This window comes from Isachenkonia alkalipeptolytica (assembly GCF_009910325.1).
In the GTDB taxonomy this organism is placed as follows: Bacteria; Bacillota; Clostridia; order Peptostreptococcales; family T1SED10-28; genus Isachenkonia; species Isachenkonia alkalipeptolytica.
In genome coordinates, this window is the sequence record NZ_SUMG01000009.1 from 36,941 (window position 1) to 52,955 (window position 16,015).

At 45.7% G+C, this 16,015-nt stretch carries 16 protein-coding genes; 5 read left to right on the forward strand and 11 right to left on the reverse strand.

Going from position 1 to position 16,015, the window contains the following annotated elements:
- Positions 1-93: 93 nt before the first annotated feature.
- Together ISALK_RS08715 and ISALK_RS08720 are read left to right on the forward strand one after the other, a co-directional pair.
- Positions 94-1,443, forward strand: a complete 1,350-nt coding sequence (locus ISALK_RS08715; RefSeq protein ID WP_160721318.1) for a TrkH family potassium uptake protein — start codon at positions 94-96, stop codon at positions 1,441-1,443.
- A gap of 38 nt (positions 1,444-1,481) precedes the next feature.
- Positions 1,482-2,129 (forward strand): potassium channel family protein, encoded by a 648-nt coding sequence (locus ISALK_RS08720; RefSeq protein WP_160721320.1) that lies wholly within the window; start codon positions 1,482-1,484, stop codon positions 2,127-2,129.
- A gap of 93 nt (positions 2,130-2,222) precedes the next feature.
- Here ISALK_RS08720 and ISALK_RS08725 read toward each other — a convergent pair whose 3' ends face one another.
- The 3 genes from ISALK_RS08725 to ISALK_RS08735 all read right to left on the reverse strand — a co-directional run bounded on the left by ISALK_RS08725 (position 2,223) and on the right by ISALK_RS08735 (position 7,304).
- Positions 2,223-5,486 carry a DEAD/DEAH box helicase gene (locus tag ISALK_RS08725; protein ID WP_160721322.1) on the reverse strand — a complete coding sequence of 1,088 codons (3,264 nt, stop codon included), beginning with the start codon at positions 5,484-5,486 and terminating at the stop codon, positions 2,223-2,225.
- Between the two features lie 137 nt (positions 5,487-5,623).
- A complete protein-coding gene (locus tag ISALK_RS08730) occupies positions 5,624-6,358 on the reverse strand; it encodes an HAD family hydrolase (protein ID WP_160721324.1) in 735 nt (244 codons plus the stop codon).
- A gap of 40 nt (positions 6,359-6,398) precedes the next feature.
- Positions 6,399-7,304: a GGDEF domain-containing protein gene (locus tag ISALK_RS08735; protein ID WP_160721326.1), complete on the reverse strand. Its 906-nt coding sequence runs from the start codon at positions 7,302-7,304 to the stop codon at positions 6,399-6,401.
- Positions 7,305-7,572: 268 nt separating this feature from the next.
- On the opposite strand from ISALK_RS08735, the gene ISALK_RS08740 reads away from it, so the two are divergent.
- Together ISALK_RS08740 and ISALK_RS08745 are read left to right on the forward strand one after the other, a co-directional pair.
- Positions 7,573-7,965, forward strand: a complete 393-nt coding sequence (locus ISALK_RS08740) for a hypothetical protein (RefSeq protein WP_160721328.1) — start codon at positions 7,573-7,575, stop codon at positions 7,963-7,965.
- A gap of 56 nt (positions 7,966-8,021) precedes the next feature.
- Complete coding sequence (locus tag ISALK_RS08745; RefSeq protein WP_160721330.1) at positions 8,022-8,807, forward strand: DnaJ domain-containing protein; 786 nt, start codon at positions 8,022-8,024, stop codon at positions 8,805-8,807.
- A 40-nt stretch (positions 8,808-8,847) separates the two neighbouring features.
- Here the strand turns inward: ISALK_RS08745 and ISALK_RS08750 are convergent, their stop codons facing one another.
- A complete protein-coding gene (locus ISALK_RS08750) occupies positions 8,848-9,099 on the reverse strand; it encodes a MoaD-like domain-containing protein (protein WP_160721332.1) in 252 nt (83 codons plus the stop codon).
- Between the two features lie 58 nt (positions 9,100-9,157).
- Positions 9,158-9,913 carry a (S)-benzoin forming benzil reductase gene (locus ISALK_RS08755; RefSeq protein WP_160721334.1) on the reverse strand — a complete coding sequence of 252 codons (756 nt, stop codon included), beginning with the start codon at positions 9,911-9,913 and terminating at the stop codon, positions 9,158-9,160.
- Positions 9,914-10,239: 326 nt separating this feature from the next.
- On the opposite strand from ISALK_RS08755, the gene ISALK_RS08760 reads away from it, so the two are divergent.
- Positions 10,240-10,431 (forward strand): YwbE family protein, encoded by a 192-nt coding sequence (locus ISALK_RS08760; RefSeq protein ID WP_160721336.1) that lies wholly within the window; start codon positions 10,240-10,242, stop codon positions 10,429-10,431.
- An 82-nt stretch (positions 10,432-10,513) separates the two neighbouring features.
- Here ISALK_RS08760 and ISALK_RS08765 read toward each other — a convergent pair whose 3' ends face one another.
- The 6 genes from ISALK_RS08765 to ISALK_RS08790 all read right to left on the reverse strand — a co-directional run bounded on the left by ISALK_RS08765 (position 10,514) and on the right by ISALK_RS08790 (position 15,861).
- Entirely contained in the window at positions 10,514-10,717 is a 204-nt protein-coding gene (locus ISALK_RS08765) for a DUF3006 domain-containing protein (protein WP_160721338.1), read from the reverse strand.
- A gap of 62 nt (positions 10,718-10,779) precedes the next feature.
- A complete protein-coding gene (locus ISALK_RS08770) occupies positions 10,780-11,925 on the reverse strand; it encodes a TraB/GumN family protein (RefSeq protein ID WP_236660336.1) in 1,146 nt (381 codons plus the stop codon).
- Positions 11,926-12,116: 191 nt separating this feature from the next.
- On the reverse strand, positions 12,117-13,028 hold the full coding sequence (locus ISALK_RS08775) for a DMT family transporter (protein WP_160721340.1): 912 nt from the start codon (positions 13,026-13,028) through the stop codon (positions 12,117-12,119).
- A gap of 48 nt (positions 13,029-13,076) precedes the next feature.
- Positions 13,077-14,060, reverse strand: a complete 984-nt coding sequence (locus ISALK_RS08780) for a 5'-3' exonuclease (protein WP_160721342.1) — start codon at positions 14,058-14,060, stop codon at positions 13,077-13,079.
- Positions 14,061-14,259: 199 nt separating this feature from the next.
- A complete protein-coding gene (locus ISALK_RS08785; protein ID WP_245394416.1) occupies positions 14,260-14,901 on the reverse strand; it encodes a flavin reductase family protein in 642 nt (213 codons plus the stop codon).
- Positions 14,902-14,919: 18 nt separating this feature from the next.
- The gene (locus tag ISALK_RS08790; RefSeq protein WP_160721344.1) at positions 14,920-15,861 is read right to left on the reverse strand and encodes a ring-cleaving dioxygenase; all 942 of its coding nucleotides are present in this window, start codon (positions 15,859-15,861) and stop codon (positions 14,920-14,922) included.
- Positions 15,862-16,015: the final 154 nt, after the last annotated feature.

A 16,015-nucleotide genomic window follows, 5' to 3' on the forward strand; every position in this document is an offset into this window, starting at 1 on the left:
GGTAGATGAACATGCCTCTGAGCTCTCATTCTATCCTACTGAAGGAACAGATTCAAGTTAATTTAATTCGTGTAAAGTGTGGTGTTTTATAAGATGAACCTTTTAACCAGCAAAAATGTGAACCCTACCCAAGCAATTGTACTGGGATTTCTGAGTGTCATTATTATCGGAAGTATTTTATTAAACCTCCCCATTGCTTCAGCAGATGGTTCCAGCGTACCCTATGTGGATGCGCTTTTTACCGCAAGCTCCGCTGTAGCCGTAACCGGTCTTGTTGTGGTGGATACCGGAACCCATTGGAGTATGTTCGGACAATTGGTGATCCTGTTATTAATCCAAATCGGCGGACTGGGCTTTATGACCATGATCACCATGTTTGCCATGATCATCGGGAAAAGAATCTCGCTGAAAGAGCGTTTGTTAATTCAAAGCTCCTTAAATCAAAATGATCTGTCCGGAGTGGTCCGCCTAACCAAATACATTATTATCGGTACCCTGGCCATCGAGGCCGTCGGCGCCATTTTATTATCCTTTGTTTTTGTACCGGAGCTGGGATGGGCCCAGGGTATTTGGTTTAGTATTTTCCATGCGGTTTCCGCCTTTTGTAATGCAGGCTTTGATATCATTGGCGGAGGTGTCAGTTTAATGCCCTACGTACAAAACCCTTTGGTGAATTTTACGGTATGGACCTTAATCATTCTTGGAGGACTGGGGTTTACCGTAATTATTGATATGTTTTTTTACAGGGATAATTTTCGACGTTGGTCCCTACATACGAAACTGGTGCTGATTATTTCCGGCTCTCTTTTACTGACCGGATTCTTTCTTTATTTGGCTTTGGAATGGAGCAATGCCGCCACTCTGGGAGAGCTCAGTGTCCCCGGCAAGTTTATGGCCGCTTTTTTCCAATCCGTAACCCCGAGAACTGCGGGATTCAATACCATTGACACCGCTTCCTTAACCGACGCATCGAAGCTTCTTACGATGATTTTTATGTTTATCGGAGGCTCACCGGCATCCACGGCGGGGGGCATCAAAACCGTAACCTTCGGAATTGTGCTTTTTACCATCCTCTCGCAAATCCGAGGAAAACAAGACACGGAAGTATTTCATCGACGGATTCCAAGGGATAATATCAATCGCGCCCTAACTATTATGTTTATTTCACTAATTCTAATCATTACCATCACCATGATCCTAAGCATTATTGAAACCGGAAACACTTTTTTGGAAACGGTTTTCGAAACCACCTCGGCTTTCGGTACCGTAGGCCTTTCTTTGGGTATTACACCGACCCTCAGTACCGTTGGAAAAGTTCTTTTGTCGGTCTTAATGTTCATGGGAAGAGTAGGCCCCTTTACCGTGGCCTTGGCCTTGGCAAAATCCACCCATAAGAATCAAGGAAAGATCCGTTACCCTGAAGATAAGGTGATTATCGGTTAGCTTCCGTCGTTGTATTAAACTAATAAAGGAGTGATTTAATGAAACAATTTGTAGTGATCGGCTGTGGCCGTTTCGGTGGCAGTGTGGCAAAATCCCTTTCCAAACTGGGCCATGACGTACTGGCCATTGATAAGGACGAAAAAATCGTTCAAAACATATCCGAACATGTTACCCACGCGGTGCAGTCCAGCGGAACCGATGAGCAGGCCCTGCATTCCCTGGGGATTAAAAATTTTGATGTGGCGATTATTTCCATCGGTACGGATATTCAGACCTCTATTTTGTCCACCCTGATTGCCAAGGAAGCGGGCATTAACTATATTGTAGCCAAAGCCCAGGGCAATCTTCACGCTAAGGTCCTCTACAAAATCGGAGCGGACCGGGTGGTATTTCCCGAACGGGAAATGGGGGAACGGGTAGCCCATAACCTTGTGGCTCACAACATTATCGACTACATCGAACTTTCCAAGGAATACAGTATCATGGAGCTGGAAGTTCCGAAAAATTGGGTGGGGAAAAGCCTGATCGACTTGGATCTTCGGGTGAAACACGGTATCAATGTCATGGCAATCAAACACGATGAGGAAATCAATATCTCTCCCGAAGCAGATGATGAGCTAGATCATGATGATATTTTAGTGGTGATCGGCCATGTGAAGGACTTAGGTAAAATTCAGGATCTGTAATTCGCAATAAATAAGACTAGGCCTTTGACCGTCGGTTTATGATAACCCCGGTCAATAACCTAGTCTTTATTTTTGTACAAATGTTTTGTTACACTATATTTCCAGTAAATCCAGTAACTCTTCTTTGCTGAACTTTGAAAGCATGGTTTCTCCCTTTTGTATTACCTGATCGATGATGGCTTTCTTTTGCTCCTGGATTTGATGGATTTTCTCTTCCACGGTCCCTCTAGCGATCAGTTTTTTCACTTGAACCTTCTTTTTCTGTCCGATACGGTGGGCCCTATCCGTAGCCTGATTTTCCACGGCGGGATTCCACCAGGGGTCCATATGAATGACCATATCTGCAGAGGTTAAATTCAATCCCGTTCCTCCGGCCTTTAAGGAAATTAAGAATATGGGAACTTCTCCCTTATTAAATCGTTTCACTAAATCCCCCCGTTGATTCATGGGAATCGAACCATCCAGATATAAGGGCCTATGGCCTTTCTTTTCCAAATCTTCCCGTACCTTTTTTAGTACTCCGGTAAACTGGGAGAAAATCAGTAACCGGTGATTGCTTTCCAGTGCCAGGTCCACGATTTCTGCCAAGGCTTCCAGTTTTCCGCTTCCTCCGTGATAATCTTCAATAAATACTCCGGGATGACAGCTGATTTGGCGAAGGCGGGTAAGTCCGGCTAGTATCTGAATCTGACTATTATTAAAGCCCTTTTCCTCCACCACGTCTTCAATCTCCCCTTTGATTCTCTGAAGATATAAACGATACAGCTTTTGTTGTTCCTTGGTCATATCCACCAGGACTTTTCCCTCCATCTTATCGGGAAGCTCCTTTAACACATCGGCTTTCAGCCTTCTGAGAATAAAGGGATCCACTTTCCGTTTCAGCTTTTTAAGGGAGAAATTGTCCCCATTTTTGTTGATGGGTTTTTGATACTTTTCCGTGAAGCTTTTATAGGAGCCCAGGTAACCGGGAATTAAAAAGTCGAAAATCGACCACAGTTCGGTTAAATTGTTCTCCAAAGGGGTTCCCGTCAACACAAACCGATGCTTACCCCGAAGGCTTTTCACCGCCTTGGCACTTTGGGAGCTTTTATTTTTAATATGCTGGGCTTCATCCAGAATGCAGGCATGAAATTGTTGGTCTTCATAAAGCTCCGTGTCCCGGCGAAGCAGGGGGTAAGAGGTTAGTACCAGGTCAAAGTCTTTAATTTTCTTCGCCTTTTCCTCCCGTTCCTCTTTGGTTCCGCTGATGGTCAAGGTCTTTAAGTCCGGCGAAAAACGCTGGATCTCATCCTCCCAGTTGTATACCAGGGACGTGGGCACCACCAATATGCTGGGTTCCAGGGCTCCCCTTTCCTTCTCTTTTAACAAATAGCTCAGAGCCTGAATGGTTTTTCCAAGACCCATCTCATCGGCTAAAATCCCTCCGAAACCATAGGCCGATAAGGTACTGATCCACTGAAATCCTTTCGTCTGATAGCTTCTAAGGTTCGCCGTCAGTCCCTTGGGGAGTTCCAAAACCTCTTTGGAAAACTTACTCGGGTTCATATTTGCTGTCAACTGCTGATAATCATCCATAAATCTTTCAAAGTTTTCACCGGTATCAAAGAGACTTTCTTCCCCTTCATTTTGCAGCCCCGCAATTTCAAAGGCTCGGTATTTCGGTATTTCCAACTTCCCGTCTTCAAAGTCCCCCGGGTCCAGCTCCATTTCATTAAACCAGGTAAAGAGTTTCCCGGAACTGCTTTGGGGTAGGGATAAGAAGGTTCCGTTGGCCAAACGGTGGTACTTTGCTTTTTCCTGAATGCTTTTCAGCAGTTTTCCGATTTCCTCCTTCGGTATGCTTTTAATATCGATGCTGCATTCCAATAAATCCAATCCGTGATTTAAAGTAATCTTCCCTTGAATATCCTCTTCCCCCAGGGTTTTTACTTTTTTAAAATCATCGGAATAATAAATGGAAAGCTTTGTATCCTCCTGAAGTTTCGGCAACAGGTTTTCCAGAAAGAAATAGATTTTTTCTTCCTGTTCAATGTAGCATCTTCCCTTTTGTACGGTAAACTCTCCCTCTTCCAGCAATTTCAAAAGATGATTTTCCGCGGTTCTTTCCCGAACCAGAATTTCTTCTTCTTTGGGGCCGGCGGCTTTTTGCTTCTCGTTTTTTTCCGGGGCAAAGGGATTGATCTCTTTGTTTCCGTAAATAAATACCAGTTTCGCCGTTACTTTTTTCTGCTCCTGGTCTAAAAACAGTTTCGCCTTCAGGGGCACTTTAAGGATTCTTTTTGCTAAATCATCCTGCAACCGGCAATGAACGTGTTCCTGAAGAACCGGCAGTACTTCTGTAATAAAAGATTTTTCCAGGGTTTTAGGGATTGTAACCCCCGCCTTCCCGTCGGTGATCAACTCTTTCATTAAGGGCCGGATCCAATGGTTTTTAGGATGCTTCAGGGGATAAATGTTCCCCTGATAAAAAGTGAGATTCTCGATCCCATCCAGGGGAATAATCGGCGCCGTCTCCTTCTTGTTCAATACCAGACCGGAACCCCGGGAGCTTTCGCCGACCTCTAAGTCCATAGGAATGCCTTCTTCCTTAAATCTCACACCATCATAATATTCCCCATCAATCCATAGTCCCATTCCTTCGTCTTTTGCCGCCCTACGCTTTAAAAGTTCCCCCAGGAGACGATCCTTTACAACCAGGGTTCTCCCCCGAAAAACCACTTCGCCAAAGTTTTCATCCCCCGAGGCTTCCCCCTGACGACTCATATCCAACAGCAGTATTAAGTAATCGATCATTTTCTGATCTTCCCTGCTGAACCGATGAATATTCGGATCGTAGGTAAAGTTCTTCCCGAAAACCACGGGCTTTTCTTCACTGTAACTTTGTAAAAATTCTTTAATGTTTTTAACAACATAGGTTTTGTTCTCTCCCAGGTGGAGTTCAATTTCCCCTTTTCCCCCATCAACCCTGACCCTGGGTTCAAAGTGTAACAGTTTTTCCGGAGGGGTTTCCCCTTCCCGGTATGCCCGGATAAGGGAATGCATCCGATTTTCCTGATTATCCCTGGGATCTTTGTACTTATCTATACTCATCAACAAAGCGGTAATATGCTTACAATCTCCATAATAACTACGAAAGGCGGGACAGGTGCATCGAGTCCTTCGAATATTTCCCTTCTCGTCAAAAACAGCTTCCATTTCGTACAGACGGGTTCCCTGAACCTGCCCTTGAAACAGACGAAAATTATCGGTTCTTCGAATACTTTGTATTTCTCCTCGGTTAAAAATCCCCAGACCTTTCCTATACGTCGTGTCTAAGGCCCCTCGCAGTTTCAGGGTTTCATCGGTTATATTATGCATTTATCCTCACCTTGCTCCTTTTACTTCGCTTTTTCCAACCATCCACTAAGACCGTACTAAATTTTGCCTAAACTTCATTATACCATCTTTATGCTTTCCTTCCAATCCTCTTTCAAGCATGAAAAAACCGGAGAGGCTTAGTCTCCGGCTAAAAGTTCTTCTTCTAATTCCCCGATGTTCTCAATGACCGGGTAACGCTTTTCCATAAACCTTTCGTACTCATTGTGACTGCCTTTGATGCCGATAAAATGAAAGCCGGTGTTTTCCGCAAAATCCATATCCGTAAGACTGTCTCCGATATACAGGACCTCCCGGGGGTTCAGTTGAAATTCCCTGCAGAAGGTCTCTCCCATATGGGGGTCCGGTTTGCCTTTGAAAAATCCGTCATCACTGCCGATAAAATGAAAGAAGGACCCTATCCCCAGGGCCTCCAGGTTATGCAGGGTGGACTCCCGGCTGTCGGCAGTGGCCAGGCCCAGGATATATCCCTTTCTGTGAAAGGTTTGAATGGTCTCCAGGGTGTTTTCCAAGGGAACCACCTTAGCATCGGGGCCTTTACTGTGTTTTTCCATCAGTTTCCCCAAAGCGTCCTTAGTGATCCCCGTTGCCTCCCCATGATCCCCCCCGGATGTGTTTAAAACTTCCATCCACCGGCTCAGGATCTCTTCCACCGGGGCGTATTGAATAAGACTCTCCTTCTCAAAACCCCGGGGGGTGAACCCGGAAATTTTCTGCAGCTCCCGGATTTTTTCCCGGGGCAGCTTCCACCCTTCTTCCAGCTCCTGAAAAATACTTTGAAATACTTTATGCCAGGTTTTTTCAAACTCTATGATCGTTCCGTCTTTGTCCAGTAAAATTCCTTTGATCTTCACCGTGAAATAACCTCCTCCAAACCAGTTTTAAGCGTGGCCCTTAGACCCTGCTTTTGTCTGTGGATTCTTTTTGGTGCTTTTTTCGTTTATCCCTATACATCTTCTCATCCACCTGTACTAAAAGCTTTTCTAATTTCGTATCTTCCCCGATGGGTACTTCCATGGTCCCGAAGGCTAAGCTTACAATGGATGTGTATTTTTTCAGTTCTTTTTCAATCCGAAAAAGAATGTCTTTTGCCTTTTCTTCGGAACAGCCCTCAAAAAGAAATAAAAACTCATCCCCTCCGATTCGAAAAACATAATCAAAGCCGGTTCGGGTTTCCTTCAGGGCAAGTTTTGCAAAATCCTTTAGCAACCGGTCCCCGGCCTCATGCCCCCAATCATCGTTTACCTTTTTAAAGTTGTTAAAATCAACCATGGCCATGGAGAGTATGCTGTCCCCCCGTTGACATCGTTTCAACACCTCCTGAAACTTTTCCTGCAGGGTATAGCGGTTAAAGAGCCCGGTTAAGGCATCCTTCGCCGCCACGGTCTCCAGTTTTTCATTCATCCGTTTTAATTCTTCATTTTTTTTCGCCACTTCCCGCTGGGCATTGGCAAATTGACTGTTTAATTTCATAATTTCTTCGTAGGAGTCTTGGCAGTGCTCTCCGCAGTACAACCCTTCCTCTACCATGATCAAATAGCCCCGTGCCATGGAAAATCCGTGTAACACCCTTTGTTTATCCTGCTCCTGCAAGGGATGCTCTAAGACCAGGTCCAAGATCTGATCTTTTCCATGGAAAAGGTTTTTTAGTTTTTCGGCTTTGTTTTCATCCATGGCTATTTTATCAAAAATTGATGCGCCCACGTCGAACAGCGTTTTCTCATGAGCATATATAATTTCTTCGATGACTCCTTGAGCATTACACCCTACTATCTCGATCAGATTCTCTTGCAATTTCATCTATTTTGCCTCCCAGTAATAAACTCCCCGTTTTTCCTTCTGTATTCAAGCCCGGTAAAAATTTCGGATATTCTTAGTTTCGACACCGGGACCGCCTTATCCTTTATTATTTCACAGAATTCATTGAAAAGCTACTTTCTTTATTCATGGTCTCCCGTTAAATTTTCTTGAAATTCTTCGTGATTATTTTAATCATTTGCTGTATAATGGGAGTTTATAAAGCCCGGACAATCCGGGAGGATTTTTCAAACAATCAAGGAGGCTCATTATGAAATGGTTAAATAAATATATGCAAGGACGGGCGGGGGGAGATCATCTATCCATCTTTCTGTTGGTGTTTTCTGTGGTGATTACCATATTCGGCCGCTTGACCGGTTTCTTTATTATTGAATCCCTTAGCTACATTCCCTTAGGCCTGGGGATCTATCGGATGTTTTCAAAAAACATCCAACAGCGAAGGATGGAGAACTATAAGTTTATGATGAAAATCAGTCCCTTATACAAAAAGGGCCATCGACTGTTTACCCGTTTACGGAATTCGAAAAACCATAAACTTATGCCCTGTACTTCCTGTAAGTCCATGCTCCGGGTGCCCAAAAACAAAGGCAAAATTCGAGTAACCTGCCCCAGCTGTAAAACCCGGTTCATAAAAAAAACCTGAAAAAACCCTTCAAAATACTTTACAACGCTACAATACCATAAGGAGAGAATCTCTCAATGAATATAATCAATAAAACCTTAGGAAAAACCATCTACCTCTTCGCTAAAATTTTAGAGGGGATGTTCACTGTCACCATCCGTCTTTTAGAAACCCTGGTTTTAATTACCAAGGGCATATCCAGCGGCCTGTTGCTGCTTCTCAGCATGGGAGGCTGTTTGTTTCTTTTAATCTTTGCCATCCCTTTAGGGATTCGAATCTTAACGGACCCCTATGCCCTGGGGATTCTATTGTTTCTTATGTTGTTTCCCTTTCTGGCGGGGAGGCTCCTGGTGCACCTGAAAAAACAGAAATTCCTGATCACGGCCTTTCTGTTCAATTTATCGAAGCACTTAATCCATCCCGAAGCCTATGCCTATAAATCCTTTGCCTCCTATAAAAAAGCCTATGACCAGGCTCAGGAAGATTACCGGAGGGAACAGGAACGGCGCTACCATGAACAGCAGCAGCAAAAACAACGGGCTTGGAATGAACAATTTTATCAATGGCAGTCCCAGGGTGCCCGGGGCAGTCGCTACTACTACCGCACCGGTTCCAGCGGTCAGTGGCACCGACAGGGTGGACAACACCAATCCTTTGGCGGTCCCCAGGGGAACCCCCGGCAAAAGTACAAGGAGAGCCTGGATATTTTAGAGGTCTCCGAAGGGGTTGATGAAAAGGAACTGAAAATGGCCTATCGAAAGAAAGCGAAAAAGTATCATCCCGATATCAACAAGGATCCCAATGCCACGAAGAAGTTTCAGGAAATCAACGACGCCTACAAATTCTTAAGCGAGTATTCATAAGAAAAAGTGTATCCCCGGGGAAAGAATCCCCCGGGGATTTTTACGCTCCGCCCCGCAAAAAAGCCCTTCGATATTTGTGTACCGCTCGGTCCACGGCTTCCGCCTTCCCGGTGAATGTCAACCGGGTTTGGGGAATGGGAAGATTTTTATACCCCTGATCCTCAAGAACCTCGAGCTCCACTTGCCACTGCTCCCCCAAATACTTCTCCGGAGAGAGCCACATCGCCGCCTTTTCAAAATAATCCTTGATCTCATAATAGGGAATCCCGCTATAGATTACCACTTCTTTCATTTATACACGTCCTTACATTATGTCATGATGTCATGGTCTTACAGAGCACAGGGAGTCTTTACAAGAGGTCCCGCACATCCAACACTTCCCCCTGCTCAAAGTCCCCGGTCAGTAACAGCTCTTTTACTTTCTCGGCGACCTTCTTTGTGGGCAGCAGCTGCCCCTCTTTTTTGTAGTTTTTAAACTTCTCCAGCTCCTGAAAATCCTCTTTATTGGAACTGCGGATTTCCTCCTGCATTTTCGTATCCATAATTGCCGGGGCTAAGGATAGAATCTTTACCGGGGCCTCCTTTGATTCCTGTTCTAATCCCACGGAACGGGTGAAAAGATTGACCCCCGCCTTCGATGCGCAGTAGTTGGCCCATCCGTAATGGGGTTTGCTGCCCGCCCCGGAGGAGATGTTAATCACCTTCTTATCCCCGGTAAAGCCTTGGGTTTTTTTGATAAAAGCGGAGGTGAGGATTAAGGGCGCCGCCAGGTTCACATGGAGATTTTGGAGAATTTCCCCGTCTTCGCAGTCCTCCAGTCGTTTCACCGGCGCCAACACCCCGGCATTATTGACCAGATAAATCCCTTCGGCGGCCTCAAGATCCACCCGTTGAAAAATCTCATCCATCAGGCTTCTTATTCTTTCGTGGTCCGAGAGATCAAATTCAAAAAACTCCAGGGATCCCCTCTGGGTCTCGGCAAAATCCATTAATTCCCGGTCCATTTTTCGCGAAATACAAAAAACCCGGTGGTTCTCATCCATTAAGGCTTTTCCCAAGGCCTTTCCCAGGCCCCGGGAGGTTCCCGTAATAATAAAATACTTCATAGGCTCATCTCCTCCGATTATAAGTTTAGATCCTTCGCTTTCTTACATACTTTTCTTTTCATTATGTACCCCGGATCCCCTTTATTACACACGGAACTCCAAGGATTCCAACCAAATCCCAAAGGACGGCGGCCCCCAATCCCGATTCTGGCCTTTCGGGTATATTCCTGTTATACTTACTGTTATACACGTTGTTATACTTACTGTTATACACGTTGTTATACTTTCTGTTATACACGTTGTTATACTTTCTGTTATACACGTTGTTATACTTTCTGTTATACACTACAAAATAAACCCTACACAGGATTAAAGGAGCGAGACCCATGGAAGGAACCAAAAGAAGTAATATCACCCCTGGGGCCACGGTTACCATCGTGGAAAAACAAAACCAGAGCACGGGAAAACTGACCCAAGGGGTGGTGGCAAAACTGCTTACCAAATCCCCGAACCACCCCCACGGCATTAAAGTACGTTTAGAAAGCGGAGAAGTGGGACGGGTAAAGGAAGTGCTGTAAAACCGGTACTGCCAACCCTTTTGATGAAACCTTTTACAAAAAAAACGACCGGGAAGGGTCGTTTTTTTACTTTCCTTGAAACTTAAGTTTTTTTCCAGAGGTTTTTCATCCGGTTTTCCATTTTCGCCTTCCGCTGTTTCGTCTGCTCCCGGTTGATCCTGATCTCTATAACATCCCCGGCCTTTGCCTCTGTGGGCAGTAAAGCCCGGGGCATATTAACGGTTTCTTTATCGGCAAGCTCCACCACGGCAAACGCCCCTTCAAATCGATCTATGATCACCTGCATTTTCATCGATCCTTTCCTGGTCCCCGGGATAGGAACCCAGCTTTTTTTCCATAAGGCCCTTTCTAGGTAATCGTTCGGATAAACACCCGGATCACTTCTGCGCCTCCAATAACGGTTCCTAAGGTGCTTCCGAGATTGGTTAAGGTGACCACCAATAGAATTCGGGTGACTTTATTTTTCCAAAAGCCCTTTACACTGACGGCGTCTTCCGACAGCTTTTCAAAATCCTCCACACTGGGTCGTCGGAGGTAGGCTTCCGTAATCCCTGCAAACCAACCGGCGGCCAGCAAGGGATTTAAAGAGCTTAAGGGGGCCACCAGAATGGCGGTTAATATGGTTAAGGGATGGCCCAGGGCGATGATGGCCCCCAGAGCGGAAAACCCGCCGTTCCAGATCACCCAGCTGGTGATTTGGCTGATGCCGGCGGAAAAATTCATATAAAAGGTGTACAGGATGATCCCGATAATAAGGATGGGAATGGCCCAGGCGATTTTTCCCGGGGCCTTGGATTTTTTCGGAACCTTCGATAACTCTTTTAAGTCATGTTCCTTATATATTTCCGTTTTAATTCCCGGAACATGGGCGGCGCCTAAAATCGCCACCACCTTATTCCCCGGGGCCTCTTTAATCTTTTGGGACAGGTATTGGTCCCGCTCATCAATCAGGGGTTTTTTAAGCTTCGGGAAATGTTCCGTGAAGTCCTGGAGCATGGCGTTCAGGGTGTCCTGGGATTTCATTTTTTCCAGTTCTTCCTCGGAGATACTCTCATCATTAAAAATACTGAAAAGAATTTGCACCATCAGGGACAGCTTCCCTTTGATGCCGATACCGTGCCAAACTCTGGCAAAGGTGGTTTGAATGTTTCGATCCGCCAGTACCAGTTTGGCCCCGATCTCCTTCGCCGAGTCGATTCCCTGAATCATCTCCTGTCCCGGCTTAATGCCGAACTGCTTCGCCAGCCGGTTTTGAAAGGAGGAGATTACCAGGTTGACCAACAGTACCGTGGTTTTTTTCTCTTTAATGATTTTGAAAATGTCCATCTTCTGCCACCGGTTTTTATCCGTCACCGACTGATACCGTTGGCGGTCCAGTTCGATGCAAACGGAATCCGGCTGTTCTTCTTCGATCACTTCTTTCACTTGTTTTGCACTTTCCTTCGATACGTGGGCGGTTCCGATCAGAATGATCTCCTTGCCCTCTATATTCATTCGAGTGATGTTTTCTTCGTTTGCTAGGGATGCTTCCGAATTTTCCTCCCGGGATTTTGCTAAAGAATCCTCCGTCAGTACTCCCTGCTCATTTTTGATTTGCTCTTCCATCATGATATTCCTTCCTCTCCATTATACTTCCTATTCACAGTTTACCAAATATCCGGACAAAAAGAAATAACATCCTTTCTTTAGCGGTTAATCATAATTAAGGCGATCACCGTCAGGAGAATCGCCACTTTGTTTTTGTTGGCAATTTTTTCTTTAAAGATGATAAAGCTTCCCAACGTGATCAGCACAATACTCCCCGCACTGTAGATGGGAAACACCACGGAGGTCTTTAAGGTATCCAGGGCTAAAATCAAAAAGTACGAAGAGAACAGGTTGGGAATCCCAACGGCAAAGCCGGTGAAAATATCTCTTTTGGTAATTACGGATTTTCTTCGAAGGGTGTAGGTCCCGCTGATCAGAAAGGCGGTGAAAAATACGAAAAATAAAAACACATCTTTGTAGTCATTCAGGGCATAGTTTTGATAAATTTTGTTGGAAAATTCCGCAAGGCCGCCGAAGGTAAACAGTAAAATCAGTAGATACTTCACATCCAGCTTTTCTTTAGCCTCCGAGGATAAGTTCACGATCAGTATGGATACAATTGCGAGAATAATCCCCACCCATTGGATGGAGGTGGGGTATTCCTGCCAAAGGATGATGGAAAAGATCATGGGGATCAGAATCCCGATTTTTCCGAAGGCTCCCGACAGTCCCGCTCCGTTTTCCCGAACACTCTTTTGGTAAAAAATAAAGGAGGCAAAGAAAAATCCTCCCGCCAGGGTACCGATAATCATGCCCCAGATCATACTGGAATACTCGGAAAAAATAAATCCCCCCTGACTAAACATCAGGGAAAACTCCTCCATAAAGGAATTCGACCAGTCCACTTTCCCGATCAAACCCTTCCCGGCAATCATAATAAGACTCATCGTAAAGGCAATGAAGTAATTGGCGCTGGTGATCACCAGCCGATTGGTATTTGCCCCTTCCGTATATTTAAAAATCAGCGCAATGGAAGCACTGCAAAGGGTTGCCAGTAAAAGAAAAAACATAATCCACCTCGTTTCCAGCAGAATCCTTCTGCTTTACTTGAAATCGGCCTAAAAATCCATGGAGAGCTGCTGGAAGTCGGGCTTGGAAGCTTCCTCTTCCGGAGGCCCCTCTTCCGGAGTCTCCTCTTCCTGTGCTTCCTCCTTCTTTGGATAGAAAACATCCTCTTCCCTGAAAACCTTTTGAATGTTGAGCTCCATCAAATAGTCATAGGCGGCTTTTGTGGATAGGGAGAAGTTTCCCCTGGGGGTTAACAGTCCTTCATCATTGATATCCACGTTGCAGTCAATGGCGGCCAATCGCCGGGACAAATAAGCCTCCTCTTTTCCCGATTCAACCTTTTCCCTTTGCTTTCCCTTCAGTTCCCCGGTGTTTTCATAAATCCCCTCCAGATCCCCGTAGGCATTTAAGAGTTTAATGGCGGTTTTCTCTCCGATGCCCCGGATTCCGGGGATATTGTCCGAGGCGTCTCCCGACAGGGCTTTTAAATCCACGATTTGCTTGGGACTCAGTCCCCCGTATTTCTCCGAAACCCCCCGGGGATCGAAATGGATCATCCCTTTATTCGATAAATAGATTTGGTGCACGTCCTCAGTGATCAGCTGAAAAAGATCCCGGTCTCCGGAGACAATCAAGGGCTCATATTTTTTATTTACGGCCCTGTAGGCCAGGGTTCCGATTAAATCATCGGCTTCGTAATTTTCCTTCTTAATAAAGGTGGCGTTACACTTTTCTAAGTAGGTCTCCATCATACCGAACTGGACAATCAGTTCCTCATCGGTCTCCTTACGGGTTCCCTTGTATTCGGGATAAAATTCGTTTCGAAAACTTTCCCGGGAAGCATCAGAACAGATGACCATATGCCAGGGCTGATGCTTTTCCTGTAGAGACTTTAAATATTTCACAAAACCGAAAAAGCCCCCTGTGGCTACCCCTTCTTTTGTGGCCAGCCTGGGATAGGCATAATAGCTTCGGTGAATTAAATTCATGGCATCAATCAGTAAAACTTTTTTAGTATTTTCAGTATCCTTCATGGTAAAGCTCCTTTCTACTTTCTTCCTTCCCTTCTTATCCTACCATATTTCGAGAAAATTTCATTGAAATTTTTTCATGAACTTTCTCCTTAGGAATACTAAAAGACCCGCCGAAACCTTTTAAAGGGTTTTAGCGGGTTCCTATTCGGTTTCCTATTCGGTTTCCTCCATCCCGGATTTTTTTACCCTCCAGGATATATTAGGGCCGTTCCAGCTTAAAAATTTCGCCCAACTTTTCATAACTGGTACCTGCCAGTCGACTGACAGGGCGTAGCGCTCTTGGGTCAATCCGTCCGTCCTTGATGATCCCCTCCCGAATATGATACTTCACCACCCGGCCGATCACCAAATCGCAGGCGGGGGCGCTTTCCCTGCCCCCAAGGGGGATGATTTTTTCTACCACGCATTCCATTCGAATTCCCGCTTCTTTTACCCCCGGTGTCTTGATTTTTGAACTGTCCACGGGGGTAAGGCCGGTGTATTCCACTTCGCTCCGAGTGGGGGGAAAGGCGATGGAGGTTTCATTGATCTTTTCAATGTAGGATTCATCGGTGATGTGAATCACAAAGTCTCCCGTCTCCTTGGCATTCCTCGCCGTATCCTTCATGACTCCACGGTCCCGCTGTACAGAAATCGACAGCATCGGAGGATTGGCGGTTACAATATTAAAGTAACTAAAGGGAGCGGCGTTTAACACCCCGTCCCGGGACAGGGTTGTGGTAAAGGCCACGGGTCTTGGAATGACCGATCCCGTTAGGAAAAAGTAGTTTTCCTGTTCCGTTAAATCCATGGGATTGATGATTTTCATGGTTTCGTTTTTGTTCATTTCGTTTTTATTCATTTCCGTCACCCTTTGCCCTTATTTTTCCAGCTCTCTTACTACAATCTTCGGAAGCTTCTTTTCAAGTTTTTCCCGGACGGGCTGGTACTCTTCGGGGAGCATAAATCTTTCCCCCAGCTTTTCCAAAGGTTCATCCACATCAAAGCCCGGACCCTCCGTGGCAATTTCAAAAAGGATGCCCCCCTCTTCATTGAAATAAATCGACTTAAAGTAGTTTCGGTCCCGGACCTCGGTTACCCGGTAGCCCTGATCCTCCAGGAGTTTTTTCCAGGCCAGCTGTTCCTGATCATTGGAAGCGCGAAAAGCGATGTGATGCACCGTGCCCACACCGGTGGTTCCCGGCGCCGGAGCGGTTTTTTTAAGATCAAGGACATCTCCCAGGTCCTGGGGGCTTTTGTACCGGATCAAGCCCCGGTCTTCCCCGATTTTTTCAAAACCGAAGAGGTTTTCCAACAGATCCCCGGTTTTATCAGGGGCCGTTGAATACAAGGTGGCTCCTTGAAAGCCTTTAATCGCCGTTTTTTCCGTCAGGGTGCCGATGCTGTGGCGACTCGGGGCCCCGGCAGCTCTTTCAGTGATTTCGATTTGCAGCCCGTGGGGATCCTGAAAGCTTATATATTTTTCTTCAAACCGGGTTTCCAGGGTAAAGTTTATATGAAATTTCGCTAATCGCTCCTCCCAAAACAGTAAAGCTCCTTTGGGTACGGCATAGGTGCTAACCCCTACCTGCCCGCCGCCGAGGACTCCTTTTTCCCCATTCGGTCGGGGAAAGAAGGTAATCACCGTCCCCGGGGTGCCCTGATAATCGCCGAAATAGAGATGATAGGTCTCGGGGTCATCAAAGTTTACGGTTTTTTTAACCATCCGAAGGCCCAACACCCCGGTATAAAAATCCGCATTTTCCTGGGGATCCCCGGCAATGGCGGTGATATGATGAATGCCTTTATTGATTAATTTCATTTTTCTTCTCCTTTCTTTATCCTCCCCTAAATTTCCGGGGATTCTGTGATAATGATTCCTAACTATAAATACCCCTTTTCTCCTTTGTTCAATCACGGCCTCCGTCAAAAACGCCTCCCTCCCGGGGGAGAAAGGCGCTCAATGAACACTTCAT